Source organism: Paenibacillus sp. RS8 (assembly GCF_041956825.1).
GTDB lineage: Bacteria > Bacillota > Bacilli > Paenibacillales > Paenibacillaceae > Paenibacillus_AQ.
Genome location: NZ_CP168131.1, coordinates 6,091,374 through 6,113,169, shown reverse-complemented (window position 1 = coordinate 6,113,169; position 21,796 = coordinate 6,091,374). Strand labels below are relative to the sequence as shown.

General features: G+C 42.1%; 18 protein-coding genes. 14 read left to right on the top strand and 4 right to left on the bottom strand.

Going from position 1 to position 21,796, the window contains the following annotated elements:
- Positions 1-2: 2 nt before the first annotated feature.
- From ACDZ28_RS28800 to ACDZ28_RS28775, 6 genes are all read left to right on the top strand, one after another.
- A complete protein-coding gene (locus ACDZ28_RS28800; protein WP_042129381.1) occupies positions 3-377 on the top strand; it encodes a response regulator transcription factor in 375 nt (124 codons plus the stop codon).
- Complete coding sequence (locus ACDZ28_RS28795; protein ID WP_375103416.1) at positions 361-3,621, top strand: ATP-binding protein; 3,261 nt, start codon at positions 361-363, stop codon at positions 3,619-3,621. The genes ACDZ28_RS28800 and ACDZ28_RS28795 overlap by 17 nt, the downstream gene beginning before the upstream one ends.
- A gap of 267 nt (positions 3,622-3,888) precedes the next feature.
- Complete coding sequence (locus ACDZ28_RS28790; protein WP_375105432.1) at positions 3,889-5,751, top strand: assimilatory sulfite reductase (NADPH) flavoprotein subunit; 1,863 nt, start codon at positions 3,889-3,891, stop codon at positions 5,749-5,751.
- A 47-nt stretch (positions 5,752-5,798) separates the two neighbouring features.
- The gene (cysI, locus tag ACDZ28_RS28785; protein ID WP_375103415.1) at positions 5,799-7,523 is read left to right on the top strand and encodes an assimilatory sulfite reductase (NADPH) hemoprotein subunit; all 1,725 of its coding nucleotides are present in this window, start codon (positions 5,799-5,801) and stop codon (positions 7,521-7,523) included.
- 266 nt (positions 7,524-7,789) lie between these two features.
- Complete coding sequence (map, locus tag ACDZ28_RS28780) at positions 7,790-8,536, top strand: type I methionyl aminopeptidase (protein ID WP_042129378.1); 747 nt, start codon at positions 7,790-7,792, stop codon at positions 8,534-8,536.
- A 140-nt stretch (positions 8,537-8,676) separates the two neighbouring features.
- Positions 8,677-9,821 (top strand): IS3 family transposase gene (locus ACDZ28_RS28775; protein ID WP_156114830.1). Its coding sequence is split into 2 segments (ribosomal slippage): positions 8,677-8,965 and positions 8,965-9,821, totalling 1,146 coding nucleotides; the frame shifts between segments, so codons are not numbered across the junction.
- Positions 9,822-9,903: 82 nt separating this feature from the next.
- On the opposite strand, the gene ACDZ28_RS28770 is transcribed toward ACDZ28_RS28775, so the two are convergent.
- Positions 9,904-10,308, bottom strand: coding sequence for a CBS domain-containing protein (locus ACDZ28_RS28770; RefSeq protein WP_042129376.1), 405 nt, complete (start codon positions 10,306-10,308; stop codon positions 9,904-9,906).
- 182 nt (positions 10,309-10,490) lie between these two features.
- Here ACDZ28_RS28770 and ACDZ28_RS28765 point away from each other — a divergent pair, with 182 nt between their 5' ends.
- The 5 genes from ACDZ28_RS28765 to ACDZ28_RS28745 all read left to right on the top strand — a co-directional run bounded on the left by ACDZ28_RS28765 (position 10,491) and on the right by ACDZ28_RS28745 (position 15,258).
- A complete protein-coding gene (locus ACDZ28_RS28765; RefSeq protein ID WP_339287362.1) occupies positions 10,491-12,599 on the top strand; it encodes a methyl-accepting chemotaxis protein in 2,109 nt (702 codons plus the stop codon).
- Positions 12,600-12,885: 286 nt separating this feature from the next.
- Entirely contained in the window at positions 12,886-13,086 is a 201-nt protein-coding gene (locus ACDZ28_RS28760; protein WP_036685790.1) for a cold-shock protein, read from the top strand.
- Between the two features lie 121 nt (positions 13,087-13,207).
- Entirely contained in the window at positions 13,208-13,435 is a 228-nt protein-coding gene (locus ACDZ28_RS28755; RefSeq protein ID WP_042129374.1) for a helix-turn-helix domain-containing protein, read from the top strand.
- A gap of 201 nt (positions 13,436-13,636) precedes the next feature.
- Positions 13,637-14,728 (top strand): LCP family protein, encoded by a 1,092-nt coding sequence (locus ACDZ28_RS28750; protein ID WP_339287361.1) that lies wholly within the window; start codon positions 13,637-13,639, stop codon positions 14,726-14,728.
- Between the two features lie 44 nt (positions 14,729-14,772).
- A complete protein-coding gene (locus tag ACDZ28_RS28745; protein WP_339287360.1) occupies positions 14,773-15,258 on the top strand; it encodes a DinB family protein in 486 nt (161 codons plus the stop codon).
- An 18-nt stretch (positions 15,259-15,276) separates the two neighbouring features.
- Here the strand turns inward: ACDZ28_RS28745 and ACDZ28_RS28740 are convergent, their stop codons facing one another.
- Positions 15,277-15,486 carry a hypothetical protein gene (locus tag ACDZ28_RS28740; RefSeq protein ID WP_339287359.1) on the bottom strand — a complete coding sequence of 70 codons (210 nt, stop codon included), beginning with the start codon at positions 15,484-15,486 and terminating at the stop codon, positions 15,277-15,279.
- A 134-nt stretch (positions 15,487-15,620) separates the two neighbouring features.
- Between ACDZ28_RS28740 and ACDZ28_RS28735 the strand changes: the two genes are divergently transcribed.
- From ACDZ28_RS28735 to ACDZ28_RS28725, 3 genes are all read left to right on the top strand, one after another.
- Positions 15,621-16,166 carry an HAD family hydrolase gene (locus tag ACDZ28_RS28735; RefSeq protein ID WP_339287358.1) on the top strand — a complete coding sequence of 182 codons (546 nt, stop codon included), beginning with the start codon at positions 15,621-15,623 and terminating at the stop codon, positions 16,164-16,166.
- A gap of 23 nt (positions 16,167-16,189) precedes the next feature.
- Positions 16,190-17,347, top strand: coding sequence for a GntR family transcriptional regulator (locus ACDZ28_RS28730; protein WP_339287357.1), 1,158 nt, complete (start codon positions 16,190-16,192; stop codon positions 17,345-17,347).
- A 204-nt stretch (positions 17,348-17,551) separates the two neighbouring features.
- The gene (locus ACDZ28_RS28725) at positions 17,552-19,660 is read left to right on the top strand and encodes a DUF5054 domain-containing protein (RefSeq protein ID WP_375103414.1); all 2,109 of its coding nucleotides are present in this window, start codon (positions 17,552-17,554) and stop codon (positions 19,658-19,660) included.
- Between the two features lie 77 nt (positions 19,661-19,737).
- On the opposite strand, the gene ACDZ28_RS28720 is transcribed toward ACDZ28_RS28725, so the two are convergent.
- Positions 19,738-21,045 carry an ATP-binding protein gene (locus ACDZ28_RS28720; RefSeq protein WP_076120755.1) on the bottom strand — a complete coding sequence of 436 codons (1,308 nt, stop codon included), beginning with the start codon at positions 21,043-21,045 and terminating at the stop codon, positions 19,738-19,740.
- Positions 21,038-21,775: a LytTR family DNA-binding domain-containing protein gene (locus ACDZ28_RS28715; RefSeq protein ID WP_042129365.1), complete on the bottom strand. Its 738-nt coding sequence runs from the start codon at positions 21,773-21,775 to the stop codon at positions 21,038-21,040. Before ACDZ28_RS28715 ends, ACDZ28_RS28720 begins: the two co-directional genes overlap by 8 nt.
- Positions 21,776-21,796 lie beyond the last annotated feature (21 nt).

Sequence of the window (21,796 nt, the reverse complement as noted above, 5' to 3'; positions counted from 1 at the left end):
ATATGCAAAAGATAATGGTAGTGGATGATGAAGAAGTATTACGGATGTTAATCGAGGATACACTGGAAGATTTAGAGAATGTTGAGATTCACACGGCGGAGAATGGATTGGAAGCACTGAATAAGCTGTCCGCGGATCATTTTGATTTGGTGATTCTGGATTATATGATGCCGGAAATGACAGGGATTGAAGTGCTCCAGCAGCTGGACGAGGAGAAAAAGAAAACTACAGCGATATTAATGTTAACGGCCAAAGCTCAAGATGTAGATCGACTTCGAGCAGTGGAAGCAGGAGCACGTTATTTTATGCCCAAACCCTTTAGTCCAATGGAACTCTTGCAGATTGTGGAGGGGATCCTAAGTGACGAAGAGAAGTAACGCTAATCACAGTATCAAAAATAGGTATTTTCGTATCATTGCACTGGTCTTTGCTTTAATTATCATTATGGGATCGATATTTTTCTTTTTCATCAATGATGAACAGAACAAATTAAGCAGAGACCGGGAAATTCTGCAAAATAAGGCGGACACCGTAACTGATTTGGCGAGAGCCTTAAATGAGGTGTTTTTCCGTGCCAGGGGATTTAGCGCTCTTAAGAGTGATAATGAATTAAAGCTTCTAAATTTAGGACTAGTTAACTTTGATAAGATTCTGGATACCTATTCCAATCTCAATTTATCTCCCGAAGAGGCTCTTTTCAGGGATGGCTTAAAGGCCTTTTATGTTCAGTATAAAAATAAAACGCTGCCCGAAGCGATTCGGCTGGTCGAGGCTGATGATTATGTAGCTTTGCGTGCGCTGTCCGCAGATGGTACCACTAAATCTGTAAATGATTTTCTCTCCTATACGGAAGAGTACAAAAAACGCTCTGATGAAGCATTAAATACTATGGCTATGGATTATATCAAACAGGCAAATGAATTTACATTTATCGCATTTTTTATTAGTGCCATCATTCTGTTGTTCTTTACCTTTATGATCTGGCGGATTCTGAAGAACCTGATTGACCCTATTTTGAAGCTGGAAGGAGCAACGCATTCACTGGCTGCCGGTGAGGAAATTCTTCTGGGCAAGCTTAAGCATCAAGATGAAATTGGCCGGCTTTATAATGCATTTCTAAATATGGCCAGAAGTATTCAAGATAAAGAAGAAGAATTGATGATGCAGAATGAAGAGTTGCACGCTCAGCAGGATGAGCTTCAGGATCAGCAGTATAGGCTGCAACGGTCGCTTAGTGAAATTGAGAGCATGATGAAAGCGCTCGATCAGTCATCTGCCGTCGGTATCCTTACCGCTAAAGGTGTGTTTACTTACGCAAATGAGAACTTGAGTGAATATACCCGCTATAAAAAGTCGGAGATTATCGGCTACACATACAGACTATTTGAACTTTATAATGTGTCTCATGATGAATTCCAAAAAATCATCAACAAATTAAGTACAGGTGGAGTATGGAGCAATGAGCTTCAGATTATAGCCAAAGACGGATTGCCGGTCTGGCTGCATCTGACGATTGTGCCTTATCTGAATGAAGAGGGTGTAATTTATCAGTACATCCTTATTGCGAACGATATCAACTCTATGAAGAGCGTGCAGCAAGAGCTTGCGGAGACGCTGAAAAATACGGAACAGACCAAAAAGATGCTTGAGCTAAATAATCAGCTGAATCATGATATTACCTACACGTTAGATAAACATGAATTTGCAGATAAGTTCATTCAATTTATGCATCATCTGTATTCATTTGATTCAAGTTTCTTCCTGCTAGTAAAAGATAAGATCGCTGCTGTTAAAGGGATTCCTCAGGAAAATGTAGAGCGTTACCTCGATAATGAGAACAATGAAATGTTATATCGTCTGAAGACAGAAAAAACCTATCTAATTAAGCGTCTAGCTACGCAATCGGAACAAGGAATCTCTTCGAATGAAGTCTACTGTTATGACTTCTATACTACTGTTGTGAATGCAGAAGATGAGATTTTAGCTGTATTCTGCGGGACCCGGATTGGACATTCCTTCAGCAAAGAAGAGATTAATGAGGTTCAAGGGATGATGAACCGTGTAGCTCTGGCGATTGAGCGTTTATTCATGTATGAAGAGATTGAACATGGCCGAAAGCTGAACCGCGATATCGTGAATAACGTTAACGAAGGCATTCAGTTCGTGAATACAGAAGGCAAGATGCTTCAGATGAATAAGGCACTGTGCAACATTGTGAACTATGAATGGACAGAAGGTACATTGATTCCTAGAAAAGAATGGATGGATTATTTCATCGAACGCTCGAATGAGAATGATGAACTACGGTTGTTCTTTGAGAAGGCAATCGCCGAGCATGCTCTGGAGTCCAGCAGTATGCAATATTCTATCGGAACTGAATCCAAAAAGCATATTGATGTTTATGCGATTCCCGTTTTCCGACGAGAGCTTAGAATCGGTACACTTTTCGTTTATAGAGATATTACTAGGGAGTACGAGCTGGATCTTATGAAATCTGATCTTGTCAGTACGGTAAGTCATGAGCTGAGAACGCCATTGTCGAGTGTTCTAGGATTCACGGAATTGCTATTGTCCAAAACCATGAAGCCTGAGAAGCAGCTGAAGTATTTGGAGACGATTCATAAGGAAGCGAAGCGGTTGACTGAGCTGATTAATGATTTCCTAGATCTGCAAAGAATGGAATCAGGTAAGCAGCAGTATATCACGGAGCATGTGAATCTCAGCGAAATTGTGCTTGGCGTTATCGATCAATATAAACTTAGCAGCACACATCATGTGCTGCTCGTGGATGAGGCTCTTAATGCAGACGTTGATGTGGACAAGGATAAGATCGTCCAAGTTCTAACGAATCTGTTAAGTAACGCGATCAAGTTCTCACCTTCTACCAATGAAGTGAAGGTGCTGCTACACAATGAGCCGGGTCAAGTTATTGTTCGCATCCAGGATAATGGTCTCGGTATTCCTAAGGATCAGATAGGACAGTTGTTCCAAAAGTTCAGAAGAGTGGATAACAGCGCTTCTAAAAGAATTGGCGGAACCGGACTTGGTCTTGCCATCTGTAAAGAAATTATTGAGAAACAAAAAGGAACCATAGGGATCGAATCGGTAGAGGGAGAAGGGACTACTGTTTGGTTTAGCCTCCCAATCCTCCATGAGGATACAATCCAACAGCAAGATGAGCTAAATAAATGGAATGCAGAGAAAGAGAGTAAGCCAAATGTAATGATTGTTGAAGATGACTATAGTCTTTCGTTGCTCTTATCAGAAGAGCTTAAAGGAAAGGGCTTCCGTGTCACCCATCACTATCATCCACAGCAAGCCTTTGATCAAGCTTTAAAAACACCATTTGTTGCGATCGTGGTTGATTTGATGCTTGGGGAAGATTTGGACGGTTGGGATTTGATCCGAATGCTGAAAGATGATTCGAGAACAGAGAATATTCCTATAGTTATATCCTCTGCGCTAGATCAATCGGATAAGAACCAATTGAATGATGTGATTCAGAAGTATTTAACGAAACCTTATCCACCTGGCGAGTTATCGAATACGCTTGAAGAGATTGTGAAGATAAAGCTGGGGGTAGGCGAGGTATTATTTCCCGAAAGTAAGAAGGATTTATAGTTTTTATTTATCACAATATTTTATAAATAGTATCACTTTTTATAATGAAACCGATCAAATCAGAGTAAATCATACTGTTTTGATCGGTTTTTCCGTACTTTATTGATATTTTTTCAATAAATAACATTTTTTATGTAAAAACGACTTCATTGATCGTTTACAATTATTGTGATAGCCTGATTTTATGAGGTTCTAAAAAAGGCTCAGATCGATTCAAATGAGGTACGGATCATAACCAGATTTCATGTTTAGGAGAGGTGGATATTGTTGCAACTACAGGTAACGAACAGTCCTTTTAACGAGAACCAAGTCGAGCTTCTCAATCGTCTTCTACCATCCTTAACGGAGACACAGCAAATATGGCTAAGCGGATATTTGTCTGCGATTGGCCGTACTGCGGCAGCGGCGCCGGCGGGTGCCGAACTTCAAGTGCAATCGAATTCGATTGGGAACGCGGAGGTTGGCGCGGCTGTGACGAGTCAACCAGCAGCATCACGGGAGGTAACCATATTATTTGGTTCGCAAACTGGGAATTGCCAGAGACTGGCAGGGAGCTTGTCCCGCAAGCTGGAAGAGCAAGGATTTCAGGTCACACTCTCCGCGATGAACAGCTTTAAACCTACTGCGCTTAAAAAGGTTGAGAATCTGCTTCTACTGGTGAGTACTCATGGAGAAGGTGAACCACCAGATAATGCACGGATTTTTCATGAATTTCTTTATAGTAAAAGAGCTCCTCAATTAGAGAACCTGCGGTTTTCTGTTCTGGCTTTGGGAGATACCTCCTATGAATTTTTCTGTCAAACCGGTAAGGATTTTGATCAGCGCTTAGAGGAACTTGGCGGTCAGCGGTTAAGTCCGCGAGTAGATTGTGATCTCGATTATGATGATTCCGTAGCTCAATGGTTTGAAGGTGTAATTGGTGCATTAAATGCTAATTTGAATGCTCCGGGTATTGCTGCAAAAGCGGTTCAAGCCGCTGAGGATGCAGAATCGCAAGAACCTTTATATACCCGGAATCACCCATTTAAGGCAGAGGTGTTGGAGAATTTAAATTTGAACGGGCGTGGTTCTGATCGGGAGACTCGTCATCTGGAGCTATCGCTTGAAGGGTCTAATATACAGTTTGAACCAGGGGATGCATTGGGCGTATATCCTGAGAATCATCCTGAATTGGTGGATGCCATTATTCATACTATGGGTTGGAATCCTAGCGATAAGGTTCCGTTTAATAAGAAAGGTGATGAAGGAGCCTTACGTGAGGCCCTTCTGCATCATTATGAAATCACCGTATTGACAAAACCATTACTTGAGCAAGCAGCAAAGCTATCTGCCTCAAGCAAGCTGAGTGAGTTAGTTGCTCCAGACCGTGCTTCGGAGCTTAAAGAGTATATTCAAGGACGCGATCTGCTCGATTTGATCCAGGACTTCTCACCATGGGAAGGCTCAGCTAGCAGTTTTGTGACTATTTTACGGAAGCTTCCTGCACGTCTATATTCTATTGCTAGCAGTTACAAGGCTAACCCGGATGAGGTTCATCTCACCGTCAGAGCTGTACGTTATGAGGCTCACGGCCGGGAACGCTACGGTGTCTGCTCAGTGCATTGCGCCGAAAGAGTAGAGCCGGGAGATACATTGCCTATTTACATTCAACATAATCCTAACTTTAAGCTTCCGACTAATCCGGATGCACCGATCATTATGATCGGACCGGGCACAGGCGTTGCCCCATTCCGTTCTTTCCTGGAAGAACGAGGAGAGCTTGGAGCGGAAGGGAAATCATGGCTGTTCTATGGGGATCGGCATTTCGTTACAGATTTCCTGTATCAGACAGATTGGCAGAGAATGCTAAAGGATGGCGTTCTAAGCAAGCTGGATGTGGCCTTCTCACGTGATACCGAAGAGAAAGTATACGTACAGCATCGTATCTTGCAAAAGAGTCGTGAGGTTTATGAATGGCTGCAAGAAGGTGCTCATGTCTACGTTTGCGGAGACGAGAAGTATATGGCACATGATGTTCATACTGCTTTGCTTACTGTGATTCAGAGTGAGGGCGGACTCAGCCCTGAAGCGGCAGCGGCTTATCTGGAAGATATGCAACAGACACAGCGTTACCAGCGTGATGTCTACTAATGGATAGATGGGAAGTTATCGAATGACTTCGGGGGGAGATAACAACAATGGCAAACAATGAGAAGGTTAAGCCGATCGGCGGGCCTCCAAGTGATGTTGAGCATATTAAGTCGGAGAGTAACTACCTGCGCGGTGCGTTAGTTGAGACACTAAGCAATCCGATTACGGGCGGTCTGCCTGAAGATGATAATCGTCTGCTGAAATTTCATGGAAGCTATATGCAGGATGACAGAGATCTTCGCAATGAACGGGAACGTCAGAAGCTGGAGCCTGCATTCCAGTTTATGCTTCGCGTAGTAGCCCCAGGTGGAGTAGCTACACCGGAGCAATGGCTGGTGATGGACGATCTGGCACAGAAGTATGGTAACGGAACCTTACGTCTGACTACAAGACAGGCATTTCAAATGCATGGTGTACTTAAATGGAACTTAAAGAAGACCATCCGAAGTATCAATGATACGCTAATGACGACTCTTGCAGCCTGTGGGGATGTCAACCGTAACGTAATGAGCAATCCGAATCCTTATCAGTCTGAGGTGCACGCAGAAGTCTATGAATGGGCGCGAAAAGTCAGCGATCATCTATCACCTCGTACTCCTGCTTACCATGAAATTTGGTTAGACGGTGAAAAGGTAGTAGATAGTTTAGGTGATCGGGCAGAAGTTGAGCCGATCTATGGTCCGGTATATTTACCACGTAAATTCAAAATTGGTCTTGCGGTTCCCCCTTCAAATGACGTAGATGTATTCTCGCAGGATTTGGGCTTCATTGCTATTCTTGAGAACGATAAGCTGGTAGGGTTCAACGTATCGGCAGGCGGCGGTATGGGGATGACACATGGCGATACAAGTACGTATCCTCAGCTTGGCCGTATCATAGGATTTTGCCGTCCTGATCAATTAATTGATGTAGCAGAGAAGACAGTAACGATTCAGCGGGACTATGGAAATCGTTCTGTCCGCAAAAATGCACGGTTCAAGTATACGATCGACCGCCACGGTCTGGAATGGTTCGTCGATGAGCTGCATGAAAGACTAGGATGGCAGCTTGAGGCGGCGCGGGAGTACCATTTCGATCATAATGGAGACCGTTACGGCTGGGTGAAGGGTACCAATGGAAAATGGAATCTAACGCTTTATATCCAAAGCGGACGGATTCATGACCAAGAAGGGTACACATTGATGACCGGACTGCGGGAAATCGCCAAAATTCATACCGGAGATTTCCGGCTTACTCCGAATCAGAATCTAACAATTGCTAACGTAACCTCTGCCAAAAAACGAAAAGTTACTGAGCTGGCTAAACAGCATGGACTTACGGATGGAGCACATCTTTCTGCACTACGACGCAGCTCAATGTCCTGTGTGGCGCTGCCAACCTGTGGGCTTGCGATGGCGGAAGCGGAACGTTATTTGCCTTCATTGATTGATAAGCTTGAGCTTGTCATTGACGAAGCAGGCCTGCGTGATGAGGAAATTGTGATCCGGATGACGGGCTGTCCTAATGGATGTGCAAGACCGGCACTGGGTGAAATCTCGTTTATTGGTAAAGGACCAGGCAGATATAATATGTACTTGGGAGCAGGTTTTACGGGAGATCGCTTAAACAAGATATATAAAGAAAACATAGATGAAAAAGAAATTTTGGAGACGCTGGAGCCTATTCTTCATCGTTACGCCAAAGAACGTCTGCATCGTGAGCATTTTGGAGATTTCGTGATCCGAGCAGGTTATGTCAAAGCGGTTACGTCAGGCCTTAATTTTCACGACTAATTCATTCTAGATTGAAGGGGTGTCCCGGAGCCTGCATTATGGCTGCTGGGATGCCTCTTTGTTAGTTGTCATTACTCAAACCCATACCATATCTAACATTCACGTAAAAAGGGAGTCTTTTTTTAGAATTATTAATGAATTTATATTTTTTTTGCTTAATGATTTGGATTTCTCGTGTTTTTCTTTCATAATATAAAGGGGAAACTAAATACAAAAGAAGAGCCATTGCCCGAGAGTGATGTGTTCTGTACAGAAGAGGCGATATTATGATTATCATGAAAACGATGGAAGAAATCGAAAAAATGCGTGCGGCGGGAAAAATTCTGGCTGAATGTCATCGTCAAATTGCGCAAATCTTACAGCCTGGAATTACTACCTGGGAGATTGATGAATTTGCTGAAAAATTTATATTGTCTCAAGGAGCGACTCCTGAGCAAAAGGGATATAACGGTTATCCATATGCAACCTGTGCATCTGTAAATGATGTAATCTGCCACGGATTTCCGAAAAAAGAGCCGCTTAAAGATGGGGATATAGTAACAATAGACATGGTAGTGAATTTAGATGGCTGGTTGGCAGATTCCGCTTGGTCGTACGGGATTGGAAATATCAGTGAACAGGCGACGAAATTATTAGACACCACAAAAGAATCTTTATTCCGCGGTATCGAGCAGGCAGTTGCAGGCAACCGGATCGGGGATGTCGCTCATGCTATTCAAGTTTACGCAGAGTCTAACGGTTTTTCTGTTGTGCGTGATTTTATTGGCCACGGAATTGGTTCAGAAATGCATGAAGCTCCAGAGGTACCACACTATGGTCCGGCTGGCAGAGGGCCTCGACTTAAAGAGGGGATGGTATTTACCATTGAACCGATGCTGAACACAGGCAGCTACAGAACAAAGATTGATGCGGATGGTTGGACTGCGCGTACCATCGACGGCGGTCTGTCAGCACAATATGAACATACGTTAGCTATCACCCCACAAGGGACCATTATCCTGACTGAATTATAATTTTGAGTTAACAAAAAGACCTGATTAGTATCATCTTCACAGGATGGGACTGACCCCATAACGTGAGACAAATCAAAACACCTTCAAGAGAATGGAACCTTGTCGTAAGATAAGGAGATCATCTTGGAGGTGTTTTTGCATTGGCAACCAGAGTAAGTTATCCCGTGGAAATAAAGATGAAAGCTATAGAAATGAGATTAGCAGGAGTACCTGTGAAAGAGGTTATGGAGCAGCTCGGAATACGGAATAAGACACAGCTAAAGACATGGATGAGATGGAATCGAAATGGTGAACGACATCGTTTGGAGCAGCCGGTGGGTAAACAGTACAGCTATGGCAAAGGTCCGGAGGACTCTTCGGAACTCGAAAAAGTAAAGGCAGAGAACCGATTCTTAAAACAACAATTAGATCTGCTAAAAAAGTACGAGGAGTTGGAGAGGAGGTGGAACCAGAGGCCGTTATTGCCTGGATTGAATCCATTCGAAACGAAGTGACGGTGTCTGAGGCTTGTAGATGGCTCGGAATCGCAAGAACGACTTACTACCGCTGGAAAGCAGCTGTGAGGACAAAGCATACAGACAGACTGGTGGAGAAAATCCGGGAGCTTTGCATCCGTCATAAATTCCGCTATGGGTACCGGAAAATCACGGCGCTCCTTCGGATAGAGCAGAGTATAAATCATAAGCGAGTCCAGCGGATCATGCAGTGTGAGGGGCTTCAGTGCCGCGTGAGGATGAAAAAACGAAAGGTGACTGGGCAATCTGTACACTCCTTTGAAAATCTGCTCAAGCGACAGTTTCATGCAGAAGCACCTCTGCAAAAACTCGTCACGGACATTACCTATTTGCCATTTGGCGGGAAGATGTTGTACTTCTCCAGCATTCTAGACTTGTACAATGGTGAGATTGTGGCTTACAGTATAGCAGATAAACAAGATACCTCTTTGGTGTTGGATACATTAAATCAACTTCCAAAGCAGAAAAAGATGTTGTTGCATAGCGACCAGGGCAGCGTGTATACGTCCTTTGCGTACCAGGAAGCTGTAAAAGGAAAAGGCATTACCATGAGCATGTCCCGTAAAGGAACGCCCGCTGATAATGCCCCCATTGAATCGTTTCATTCCACTCTAAAGTCTGAAACGTTCTACCTCGAAGATCTCACATCTACAACGACTGCAATCGTTGTAAAGACCATTCGAGACTACATCATTTACTATAACTCAATTCGAATTCAAGCGAAACTAAATAACCAGTCACCGATGGATTTCCGGCGACTGGCTACTTAAACTTGTAAGGTGTTTTGATCCCTGTCTCACAAACGGGGGTCAGTCCCGATGCTACTGATCAGGTCTTTTTGTTGTTGTTCAATTAATCTGTAATGTTACGAGTATAATATTCAATGATATCTTTTCGACGAATAATTCCGATAAACACGCCCTCATTATCAATAACAGGGACGAAATTCTGATCTGCAGCGAGCGTTAGCATATCCTCCATTTCGGCATGAATGAGGACGCTTTCGTTATGGACATGCTTCTGGATTGTGCTTACTGGAACTTCCCCTATATTGTCAAAGGTTAGACCGGCTGTGTTTTTCAACTTCCACAATAGATCACCTTCCGAAAGTGTTCCTACATATTTTCCTTCATTATCAATAATAGGGATAGCCGTATAATGGTGCTGCTCTAATTGTTCTAAGGCTTCCAGCATGGATATTGAATTAGTGATATAGGCAACTTGATCTTTAGGCAACAAAAAAGAGGATATTTCCATCGGCATGAACTCCTTTGTATTGAGATTTTTTAGTTAAGCTCCTTTTATTTAAACATACTTTTTGAAAAGATATGCATTTTAAATTTTTATCACTAAAATTATAGGAAATAAGACCTATTTAGGGTTAGTCGCATTTTGTCGATTAAAGATAAGGTATATTATCCTAGAGTGGAGTTGTTTAGATGGCATTATATCGAAGGCTTTCTTTAACGGTTAAATTTGTTCTGGTAGTAAGTTTAGTTATCATCGTGATCTTTTTCTTTAGTTTGGTTGCAAATTTGCTGAATTTGCGAAGTGTGAGCATATCGAACGGTGAACTAGAGGCGGAAGTTGCTGGGCGAAGTTATGCGGAAACTATTCAGAATACTCTGATAGACATAGAGTCGGCAGCCAAGGTATTCACAGAAGTACTGGTTGAATCAAGAGAAGGTCAAAGCTTGAGTCGTGAAGAAGTTGTTTCTACAATGAAATCGATGCTTGAGAATAGACCTGAGCTTTTTGCAATTAGTACACTGTGGGAACCCAATGCCTTCGATCAAAACGATCAGGCTAATATTAATAAGACACCATATGATGATGCTTCGGGGCGTTTTATTCCTTATGTTCTTAGAAATCAAGGTTCAATAACGGTTGAAGCCTTAAAGAATTACGATGTAGAAGGGGCGGGTGATTATTACCTTTTACCTAAAAAAGAGAAAAGACCGATCTACATTGAACCCTATTCCTATGATACGAGCGGTGGGGCTATAGAGATGATTTCGGTAATGCTGCCCATTTTAGACAAATCGGGTACTTTTCTTGGGACGGTAGGGTTTGATGTATCGTTATCAAAGCTCCAGGAGGATGCTGATAAATATAAACCTATGGGAGGATACGTTTCTCTAATCACGGGTAACGGTAAATATGCAGCTAATCCAAATGATCCAGCAAGTGTACTTAAAGATTTTGGTGATACGGAGCAGAAAGCGGCACTCTGGAAACAAGTGAAGAATGGAGAGACGGTTCAGGGGTACACGCATAATTCCAAAGGAGAAAATGTACTCCGAATTTTTGTTCCAATTCCTATGCCGGAAAGTGATCAGGTATGGTATACGCAGACAGCGATTCCTAAAACTACAATCATGGCTGACTACGAACAAGCTAAAACAGAATCTTTTATTATCATGCTTGTTGGGATGTCGATTCTAGGAATAGTTATAGTCGTTCAATTATGGTTTATGGTGATCAAACCACTTCGAGTGTTATCTGAGAAATTGCAGCTTATGGCTCAAGGCGATTTAACACAAACCTTGCAGATTCGGAATAATGATGAATTCGGTAAGATGTCCACACACTTTAATCAGATGACACATAAGCTTCGAGAAATGTTTGGACTTGTGGCTGATTTATCGATGTCAGTGGGAGCTACTTCCGAAGAATTAACAGCTAACGCTGAACAGACAGGGAAAGCTGCTGAACAGATCGCTGTGTCTATTGGGCGAGTAGCCGAGGGAGCGCAGTTACAGAATGATTATGCGGGAGAATCTTCTCTGGCCATGAGCGATCTTAGCGTTGGAGTGCAACGTATTGCTGACTCTTCATCAGCGGTGTCTGCATCAGCAGATGAAGTAACCGATCAAACGCAGAGAGGCAGTGCGCAGCTGCAAATGGCGGTGAGCCAGATGACAGAGCTCAAGCAATCTGTTGACGAGACCAGTCTGGCGATCGAACGATTAGGTGAAAGATCTGTCCAGATTAGCGGGATTATTGGTTTGATCTCGAGCATTAGTAAACAAACTAATCTATTGGCATTAAACGCAGCGATTGAAGCCTCCAGAGTGGGTGAGCATGGTCGTGGATTTGCTGTAGTGGCATCGGAAATACGGATGTTGGCGGATCAGACGAAACAAGCTGCCGAACAAGTTACTGAATTAGTCGAACATGTGGTCAAAGATACAAATCAAGCCTCACAGGCTATGGCCGTTGGTAATGAGCAAGTACGTATTGGTGTGCAGAGTGTGTCTGATAGTGATCTTTTGTTTACATCGATTCTTGCTGAAATGACACAGGTTACAGATCAAATTCAGGAGGTATCTGCAGCCGCACAGCAGATGACTGCTGGTACAGAGCAAATTTCAGCTAGTGTCAAAGTATTAGCCGAACTTGCCTCAGAAGCGTCCGCGGATTCACAAAGTGTAGCCGCAGCCTCTGAGGAGCAGCTTGCTTCTATGGAAGAGATCTCTGCTTCGACGGAATCCCTCAGCTCGATGGTGCAAGATTTGCTGGACAAATTGTCTTATTTTAAAATTTAGAATGCATGTGATGTCGTGATTACAAGCGGGAAACCCTGTCCTTTTCTAAAGGATCAGGGTTCTTCCATTTATTACATCATGCAAAAGTGTATCTACATGACTTCAGATGTGCTATAATCAATTTATCGAAAGCAGTTACCTAGCGAATTCACATAGCGTAGAGGGTTATTCTTTAGATGACAATAACCTTGTACCATATGTGAATTTTTATTTTTTTAGAGATTTTGTAAGAGATTTTTTTGGGATAAGAATAACATGTAAATTAAAAAAAGGTGGTAATTATATTATGCAAACAGGAACAGTGAAATGGTTTAACGCAGACAAAGGCTTTGGTTTTATTGAGGTTGAAGGCGGAGAAGACGTATTCGTACATTTCAGCGCAATCACTGGCGACGGATTCAAATCTTTGGATGAAGGACAACGTGTAGAATTTAACGTAGTTCAAGGCAATCGTGGTCAACAAGCTGAGAATGTTGTAAAACTCTAAAGTTGTGAAAAAAATCCCCAAACTTCTAGTTTGGGGATTTTTTTATATATAAGAAATTATAAGTTTCACACAATACTTTATGTCTTATATTTCTCGCTTAGTAGAAAGGTGGCGGATGTAAATGCAAGTGTTTGAAGACTGGAATTTAAAAGTGAAGAAGACCTTTAACGCTACAAGTAACAAGGAAGTATTGACGGTGTCTGAAGCCGGTAACTTGCTCGGTCTGTCTAAAGATCAAATGAAAAGCTATGTTGATCAGCATAAGTTAACTAAAGTTCCGATCATGAGAAGTGTTGTCAGGTATCTTTTACTGAAAAGTGAGATCGATACGATTCTGAACAAAATCTAGTAACCTCAATAAACATGGTAGACCCATCCTTGTTAGGATGAGGTCTTTTTTTTGCCTTAAAAATTTCTTATAAAAAGAAACTTATCGATCCAAAGATCGTCTATAATAATGGGATATTTAGGTAATGGAGGGTAGGCACAAGTAAAAAGTGATGTTCATTAATGGTGAGAAGTCGCATGTACAGAAAGGGTAATTCATCCAATGAAAAATAATCAGAGTACGCCTCCACCTGCTTCATATGCTTTAAGTAGAATCGAGAAAAAGAAGGTAAAGAAGAATAAAATCAGCAAGAAAATGAAGATCTGGTATTTTTCGCTTGCGATCGTACTTATTGTTGGGTTGGGAAGTTTTATTTTCCGTAAAGAATTAATGATTTTTGGGTTTGATAATGTTGTAGTACCAACTATAGAGCACACTCTTGATGAATCTTATGTACCGTTAAAAGAAACAGAAGACGATGGAATTCAGGCAATGACAGAAAATAAAAATCGTCCTTTTTCTATCCTGCTGCTAGGCACCGATCAGAGTGGTAAAGAGAATGGACTTTCTGACTCCATTATTTATACTGTCATTCGACCTGAGAACCATAAAGCACTGCTCGTCTCTATTCCCCGTGATTCATATGCAGAAATAATTGGAGCGGAAAATATCAAAGGTGCAAGAAAAGAAACCAAGATTAATGCGGCACATTCCTACGGTGGTCCTCAGATGAGTGTAGATACTGTTAAGAATCTGTTGAATGCGCCAATTGATTACTATGCTACTATTAATTTTAACGGGCTTGTTGGCGTGACGGATGCGCTAGGGGGCGTGGTGCTTCCAATCACCAAGGTGATCGAGAATAAGAGCCCTGATCATGAGAAATTAAGAATTGAGCCGAACAAACCGATCTATTCCGGTAAGGAAGCTTTAATGTATGTAAGATATCGAGAAGACTCTGACTTTAAGCGAACAGAGCGACAACGGATTTTCCTAAAAGCAGCGCTTGATCGGATGAAGAGAATCGATAATATTCTTAATATCCAGAACATTATCGAAATTGCTGGCAGTAATTTTAAAACCAATATGAAGTCAGATTTTATTCTGGATTTGGCTAAGAAGGTAATTCTTGAAGGTGGAACCCCTGAAATAACGAGTCATATGCTGCAAGGGGAAGGAAAACATACGGATCAATGGTATTATATACTCGATGAAAATGATGTAAAGCGTACCCATGAGATGATTGAGATTTGGCTGAATCCAGAATCTACTGAGGCTGATCTCATAACTGCTTCCAAGGATGAAGCTGCATAATCTTTTTGTCAGACTATTTTATATTCACATGGAGGTTAGCTTCTATGGCAGTAAGAACAAAAGAGCAGATGCTATTCGAATTTAAATCCCTTATTCCATTCGTAGAATCTTTAGAAGAGGTGCCAGATAAACATTGGAATATGCCTATAGCGACTGGGAAATGGACCGTAAAGGATATTTTATGTCATCTTATGCTTTGGGATAAGTATTTCTATGAAGGTGCTATAAAGAAGATTCTTTTGAAGGAACCGTTAACAACGAAACATCTGGATTTTAACGAGTTTAATGCTAACGCTGTGGAGTATGCCAAATTGTTATCTAAACAAACATTGATTGAACAATTTCTGCTCTACAGAACTAGGATTTTAGATGCAGTATCAGGATTAACTGATGAAGAATGCGATGTGGAATATAAGGATGCAGACCGGAAAAAATTCAGTATTCGTAAGTATTTGAGAAGTTTTATTCCACACGATAAGCATCATAAAAAACAGATTGAACAATTCCTTAAATACATACAGCAAGGTTGAACGCTTGTCATACATGGCTTAAGCTTTAGCACGGTTTCGAACGATTTTCATGGATTGGCGAATGAGCATAGGGCCGAACATGCTGCCAGCGTATGCGGCTATGAAAGAATGGAAAGGGAATTTAATCGCAAAGTAAAAGACCGATCCGGCGACAAAATCAAAAATGATATATTTCTTGATATCAGATAATGGAATCGTTACGATTATAACAGATTGCTTGTTTCTCAAGTGGTGATCTCCTATTGATAATGCAGCTTATAAATCCACTGTTCATTCTATTTTGAGAACAAGATGTCCCATTCGAAAAATTTAGAGCGGGATTTGAAATGTGAATATTTGGGGATGGAGATGTGATGTGAGGGATGGAGCAGAAGAAAATCATTGTTTTTTTGGATAGTGGAGATACGATCGTGGATGAATCCACGGAGATTAGAGACGAGGACGGAATCGTGCTTACAGCGGAGCTTATTCCAGGTGCGGATGTCATGATCAGATCTTTGCATGAGAAGGGCTATACATTGGCGTTGGTCGCTGACGGGGACACGCAATCATTCAAAAACGTATTTAATCAGCATGGGCTTAATGAATATTTTACGGCCATGATTATCTCAGAGAATATTAAGGCGGTTAAGCCTAGCTCTCGAATGTTCAAAGCCGCTATCGGCGCTCTTGATTTATCTGAAGCAGACTTTTCACGCACTGTCATGGTAGGAAATAACTTAAGTCGTGATATGAAGGGGGCGAACGCGCTCGGCATTACGAGTATTTTTCAAAGCTGGACGACGCGTTATCCACACACCCCTGCCGATGAATCCGAACAACCAGACTATACGATCAGTGAGCCGATTGAATTGATAGAGCTAATCGACAAGCTCAATGAGGAACTACATACAGTAATAACGGTATAGAAGCGTAAAGGGTGAAGGCTCGAATGGACAATCAGGATCATCAAAAAGAGCGGAAACCGCTATTGTATATACAGACTGCAAATCATGTGATGGAAGAAATCCGGAAGAGAAAGCTTCAGCCACATGATCTCGTCCCATCTGAAGGGGAGATTGCCAAGTTGTACGGGGTCAGCCGCATGACAGCGAAGCTTGCTCTGCAGATCTTGGAGAAAAAAGGGATCGTTTATCGCCATGCCCGTCGCGGCACATTCGTATCTGCTGATTATCAAGCACATTCTGAGGAACTGGTGCTAAAGGCAATAGAGGAGAAGAAACCGATGCGAAGGATTGCATTGGTAATTCCTAACATAGACGATTATATCGGGAGAATCATTGCTTCCGTTGAAAAAGAAGCGCGTGAAGCGGATTGTCATTTACTCATTCGAATGACTGCGGATAAGGAAGACGAAAGTATATGCTTGCAAGAACTGTACGACGATCAAGTAGAGGGTATTATTTTTTATCCGCGTGGGAGTACGCAGTGCAGTGAGAAAGTGTTAGAGCTGAGTCTACTTAACTACCCTCTAGTGATTATCGATCGTATCTTTCGAGAGGTACAGCTTGATTGTGTTTACCATGATCATTACCATGGGGCTTATAAGACCACCCAGTATTTGATTGAAAAAGGTCATCAGGAAATCGGATATATTTCAATGCCATTTGACGGTGTGACGAGTAGAGAAGATCGGTATAGAGGTTATCTTCAAGCGATGCTGGATCATGATCTGCCGGTAAACAGCCGTAATTTATATTTGAATTACTTAGAAGATTATATGCATCAGTTGAATGCACCAAATGTACAGTTAGCGTCGTTCTTAGGTAATAATTCGATGCTATCGGCAGTGGTATGCGCAGACGACTATATCGCTACATCGTGCTTGTACACGGCAATTTCCATGCAATTATGGGTTCCGGATCAATTATCCATCATAGGATTCACAGATATTCAATTGGCGAGCTTGCTGCCAGTTCCATTAACTACTGCGAGACAAGCGACAGAGAAACTCGGACAAGCTGCTGTACAACGAGTTGTTAAACGGATGGAGAATTCACGTGAAGGTGCGCTAACGATTAAAATCGATACCACCATCGTCGAGCGGAGCTCCGTTCGACCCTACGGCGTTGATAGATTTAGGTGTTAATTACCATTGAAGCTCTTTCCTCCACTATTTTGGTAGAGGAAAGAGCTTTTTCGTATCAGTGATATAGATGTTTTTTCAATGAAATTATCATATTATTCTAGATTATTCGATTGTATAGATCAGTGACATATATTAGTCTGAAAATAGATTATTCCGAATTTCAGTTTTCAATAAGCGATAACCTAACGGAGGCAGGGTGGGAAAATGAATAACACTAAGAAGGTCCATGTTGTATTTAAAACACATTTGGATATCGGATTCACGAATATGGCTGCACATGTGTTAAGACAATACATGGAGGAATATATACCGAAAGCGATTGCTTTGGCTGATACACTTGAAGCTGAAGGGGGCCGCGCACAATTTGTATGGACAACCGGCTCCTGGCTGATTCGTTATTATTTAGATCATGCACCTGCTTCGGAAAAAGAAGCGATGGAGCAGGCGATCCGTAAGGGACATATTGTGTGGCATGGATTACCGTTCACAACCCATACTGAACTGATGGATATGGAGCTTTTCCGATATGGACTATCGATCAGCCAAGCGCTTGACCAACAATTTGGAAAACAAACGATAGCCGCCAAAATGACAGATGTGCCTGGTCACACACTTTCCATGGTTCCATACATGTACAAAGCAGGTATTCAGTATATGCATCTCGGAGTAAATCCAGCTTCTATGCGTCCTGATGTACCCAAGCTGTTTCGATGGCAGGCGGAGGATGGCAGTGAACTGATTGTGAACTATGCTGGAAGCTACGGTGAGCCGGTAGAGGTTGAAGGGATTGACGATATATTGCTATTTGCGCATACGGGTGACAATTGTGGGCCGCCAAGCGCTGAGGAAATCGAGGAGCAATTCCGTGAAATCCAAGAACGATACCCTGACGCTGAGATTATAGCATCTTCACTGGATGAATTCGCGAGAAGTCTTTTGAAGGTTCGCGAACAACTTCCTGTAGTATGTGAAGAAATCGGTGATACTTGGATTCATGGTGCAGGTACGGATCCGTTAAAGCTTGCCAAGCTTCGGGAGCTTCAGCGCTTGAGAAGTAAATGGCTGTCCGAAGGAAGCTTAGACGAGCATAGTGATGCCTATAAAGGGATGAGCGATGCTATGTTGTTGGTAGTAGAGCATACATGGGGATTAGACGTAAAGAAGTGGCTTCCTGACTTTCGGAACTATGCGAAAACAGATTTTAATGCGGCTAGAATCAAAGACTTAATTAATGTAGATGAGATCCCGGCGAAATTCAATTATATAGGTGCCTTTGCTATGGATGAATTCGATAAGCATTCTAGTGGCCTATTTGCATCTGAGCAGAGCGTCCGAACATATTCGATGATCGAACGTTCTTGGGCTGAGCAACGGGGCTATCTGGATCAGGCCGTCGCTTGCCTGGATGAAGATAAACAAGCGGAGGCAAAGGAAGCATTCGGTAGATTAGAACCTGCTAGGAGAGATATATCCGCTGATGCTAAGCAGGCTGGTGTCCAAGAAGTATATGCGGTTGAAGGTTATAAATTGTCCTTTGGTGTGAACGGCGCACTTATTCATTTATCGGATGCCAATGGAAAAGTATGGATTGATGAAAGCCATCCCTTCGGCGTTTATACCTATGAGACGTTTGGAACGGAGGACTACGCCAGATACTTCCGCACCTATATGCAAAATTTAGGCTTGACCCACCCATGGTCCGATGCTGACTTTAACAAGCCTGGCTTTGAATTCGTTCGACCATTGCCTAGTCATCAACTTTATGAGCCCTTCGTGACTGATATGAAGCGAATAAACAGTAACCAATTCGTGCTTCGTTTACGCATGCCAACACAAGCGCATGAAGGGTATGGCGCTCCGAAGGAACTCGAAATAATGTATGATTTTGAGCATGAAGGTACGGTTGACGTATCACTGCAATGGTTTGGGAAAGATGCCAACCGTCTTCCGGAAGCAAGTTGGTTCGGATGTGCATTGAATGTCGATAATCCTAATCTTTGGATGATGGAGAAGATGGGCTTGCCAGTCTCACCTTTGCGTGTAGTGAAGGACGGGAATCGTAATCTTCATGCCATTGGACGTGGCGTTAGTTATCAGGGTGCAGATGGGAGCGCCTTTATCGAAACTATGGATGCTGCTTTGGCTGCACCGGGTCAAAAAAGACTGCTGCAATTCGATAATTCTTTTGTCTCCTTAGATAAAGGATGGCATTTTAATTTGCACAACAATATCTGGGGCACGAATTTCCCTATGTGGTACGGTGAAGATGCAGTATTTCGTTTTCGTCTAAATTTGCAATCGAACCGTAAGTAAAATAATAGAAGTATACTTGTGACTAAAATGCACCCCTTAGAATAAACATTGGAAAACCCTCTGGGTCCGATATCTTTCTATGAGGTGCATTTTTGCTCCGTTTCTGCAACTGATAAGACCTCAATGTTAAAGAGACAAATTTCCACTTGGAAAATATGGTTTTCATAGGTGATATCCCATATTCCGCCGGTTTCCTCAACCGCCTTTTTTACGCTTTGCAGACCGATACCATGAAAATGCTTGTCTCGTTTTGTTGTGGCTAGTTCTCCGAAATGATTGGTACGTATTGAATGTTGATATGGATTCTGTATTCTAATAAATAACGTACCCTTATGATAATGTAGTTGGAAATTAATATAGGGCTGAGTCACAGCTGGATGTCTGCACGCTTCGATGGCATTATCGAGAATGTTCCCTAGAATAATGCTAAATGCATAAGTATCCAGGTTAAGCTGAGGTGGAATCTTAATGTCTGTTTGAAAGGAAATCCCCAGCTTTTTAGCGAATTGCTGCTTGTCATTAATGATGGAGTCGATAAGGATAGAGCCGGTATTACAACCCCCTGATGAGAGTTCGAGTACTCCAAGCAGCTTATCCACATCGTTCAGTCCTGCTTCTTTCTCCCCGGCTTGTAATTGTGACCTCAGACCCAGCAAGATATTCCTGAAATCATGTTGAAACGTAAAGACTTCTTGCTGCCTTTCCTTTGTGAGCAAATACTGGTTCATATAGTAGGTGTTTTGTTGTTCCAGCAAGTGGTTTTTATTCTGTGCCGAATGTATGGTTAGTACGCGATCGCATAAAAGAATGATCAGGAAGTTGATCAACAGCATTCCACCGGACAAAATCGGATACAAGATCGGATATTCCCGTAAGGATAGCTCGCCCGATAATTTTGCAATACTGAAAATGCTGATAAATGGAAAACAGAACAGCCCGATCCAATACCAGCTCCCTAAATTCCCCTCGCCAAAGGCCTTAGTGAAACGAAGTGTGATCTTCACCAGTAAAAACATCAAAAGCTTAGACAAAAACAAGGTAAAGATGTATCCGCTGGTCGTATACACAGGCGCAGTAGCTGCATCTGATAGCATAATGAGTGCGACGATGAATAAAGCGGCGCCAAAACGCCATTGTATTTTCCCCTTGTACAAAAAGGACAAAAGTACGACTCCCGCTATATTGAGCCCAAGCATCCATAATCCAGGGAGTGGACTATAATGCAGTAGGAGTACGAAAATATAATAGGCAGTGTAAACGGTATAAAGGATCATTTTGGATTCCAAAAGTCGTGAGAAACAATGATTATAGAAATAATGGATGATAAATGGGAGAGCAGTTAGCGTAAGAGCGTAGAACAACTCATCCAGAACAATATTATTCAAGTAGACTCCCCCTGAATTGCAAATAACTCTTTTTCACTACAATGCTTTGCTTATCACTGATCGGAAGTTCTTCCCCGCTCGTTAACACAATTCTTTTTCCCTGAATTTGTTTGATGTAATCGAAATTCACAAGATAGGATTGATGAATCCGCACAAACTGCTTCGAAGGGAGCTTTTCTTCTTCTATTGACAGAGTACTGTAATATTCCGTTTGATCTTCCGTTGTTTGCAGAATAATTTTTCGACGGTCACTTGCCAAGTACATAATATTACGGATTGGAATAAGTATTTTAGTTCCACTTTGGTGTACAGGCAGTAATTTTGGTTGGTTTTGTTGACGCTTAACCTTTATTTGCTGAATCATGGAGAATAGTTTTTTTTCAAAAGATTCGTTATGTATAGGTTTCTTTATAAATCCCGAAGGCTGAACATCAAATAGCTGAACATGATACTCTTCGTGGCTCGAAACATAAATCAGCCGAACCCAATCGTTATCATAATCCCCCCGTAGCACATGGCCCGCTGTTATTCCGCTTATTCCTTTCATTTCTATATCCATAAAAACAAGATCAAATGGACAGCCAAGCTGAATGGCTTTCGTGAAGCTTTCACCAGAATAGAATATGGATACCTCTATGTTTTCAGATCGATAAACTGGATGGTTAATGATCAATCTCTCAATACATTCAGTTGTCTTGAAATCATCATCACAAATGGCAATATGTATCATGCGATTTTCCCCTCCTGTACA

Coding starts and splice junctions, on each gene's coding strand:
- ACDZ28_RS28800 (WP_042129381.1), top strand. CDS start 3: ATGCAAAAGATAATGGTAGTGGATGATGAAGAAGTATTACGGATGTTA.
- cysI (WP_375103415.1), top strand. CDS start 5,799: ATGGCAAACAATGAGAAGGTTAAGCCGATCGGCGGGCCTCCAAGTGAT.
- map (WP_042129378.1), top strand. CDS start 7,790: ATGATTATCATGAAAACGATGGAAGAAATCGAAAAAATGCGTGCGGCG.
- ACDZ28_RS28770 (WP_042129376.1), bottom strand. CDS start 10,308: ATGGAAATATCCTCTTTTTTGTTGCCTAAAGATCAAGTTGCCTATATC.
- ACDZ28_RS28765 (WP_339287362.1), top strand. CDS start 10,491: ATGGCATTATATCGAAGGCTTTCTTTAACGGTTAAATTTGTTCTGGTA.
- ACDZ28_RS28760 (WP_036685790.1), top strand. CDS start 12,886: ATGCAAACAGGAACAGTGAAATGGTTTAACGCAGACAAAGGCTTTGGT.
- ACDZ28_RS28755 (WP_042129374.1), top strand. CDS start 13,208: ATGCAAGTGTTTGAAGACTGGAATTTAAAAGTGAAGAAGACCTTTAAC.
- ACDZ28_RS28750 (WP_339287361.1), top strand. CDS start 13,637: ATGAAAAATAATCAGAGTACGCCTCCACCTGCTTCATATGCTTTAAGT.
- ACDZ28_RS28745 (WP_339287360.1), top strand. CDS start 14,773: ATGGCAGTAAGAACAAAAGAGCAGATGCTATTCGAATTTAAATCCCTT.
- ACDZ28_RS28735 (WP_339287358.1), top strand. CDS start 15,621: ATGGAGCAGAAGAAAATCATTGTTTTTTTGGATAGTGGAGATACGATC.
- ACDZ28_RS28730 (WP_339287357.1), top strand. CDS start 16,190: ATGGACAATCAGGATCATCAAAAAGAGCGGAAACCGCTATTGTATATA.
- ACDZ28_RS28725 (WP_375103414.1), top strand. CDS start 17,552: ATGAATAACACTAAGAAGGTCCATGTTGTATTTAAAACACATTTGGAT.
- ACDZ28_RS28715 (WP_042129365.1), bottom strand. CDS start 21,775: ATGATACATATTGCCATTTGTGATGATGATTTCAAGACAACTGAATGT.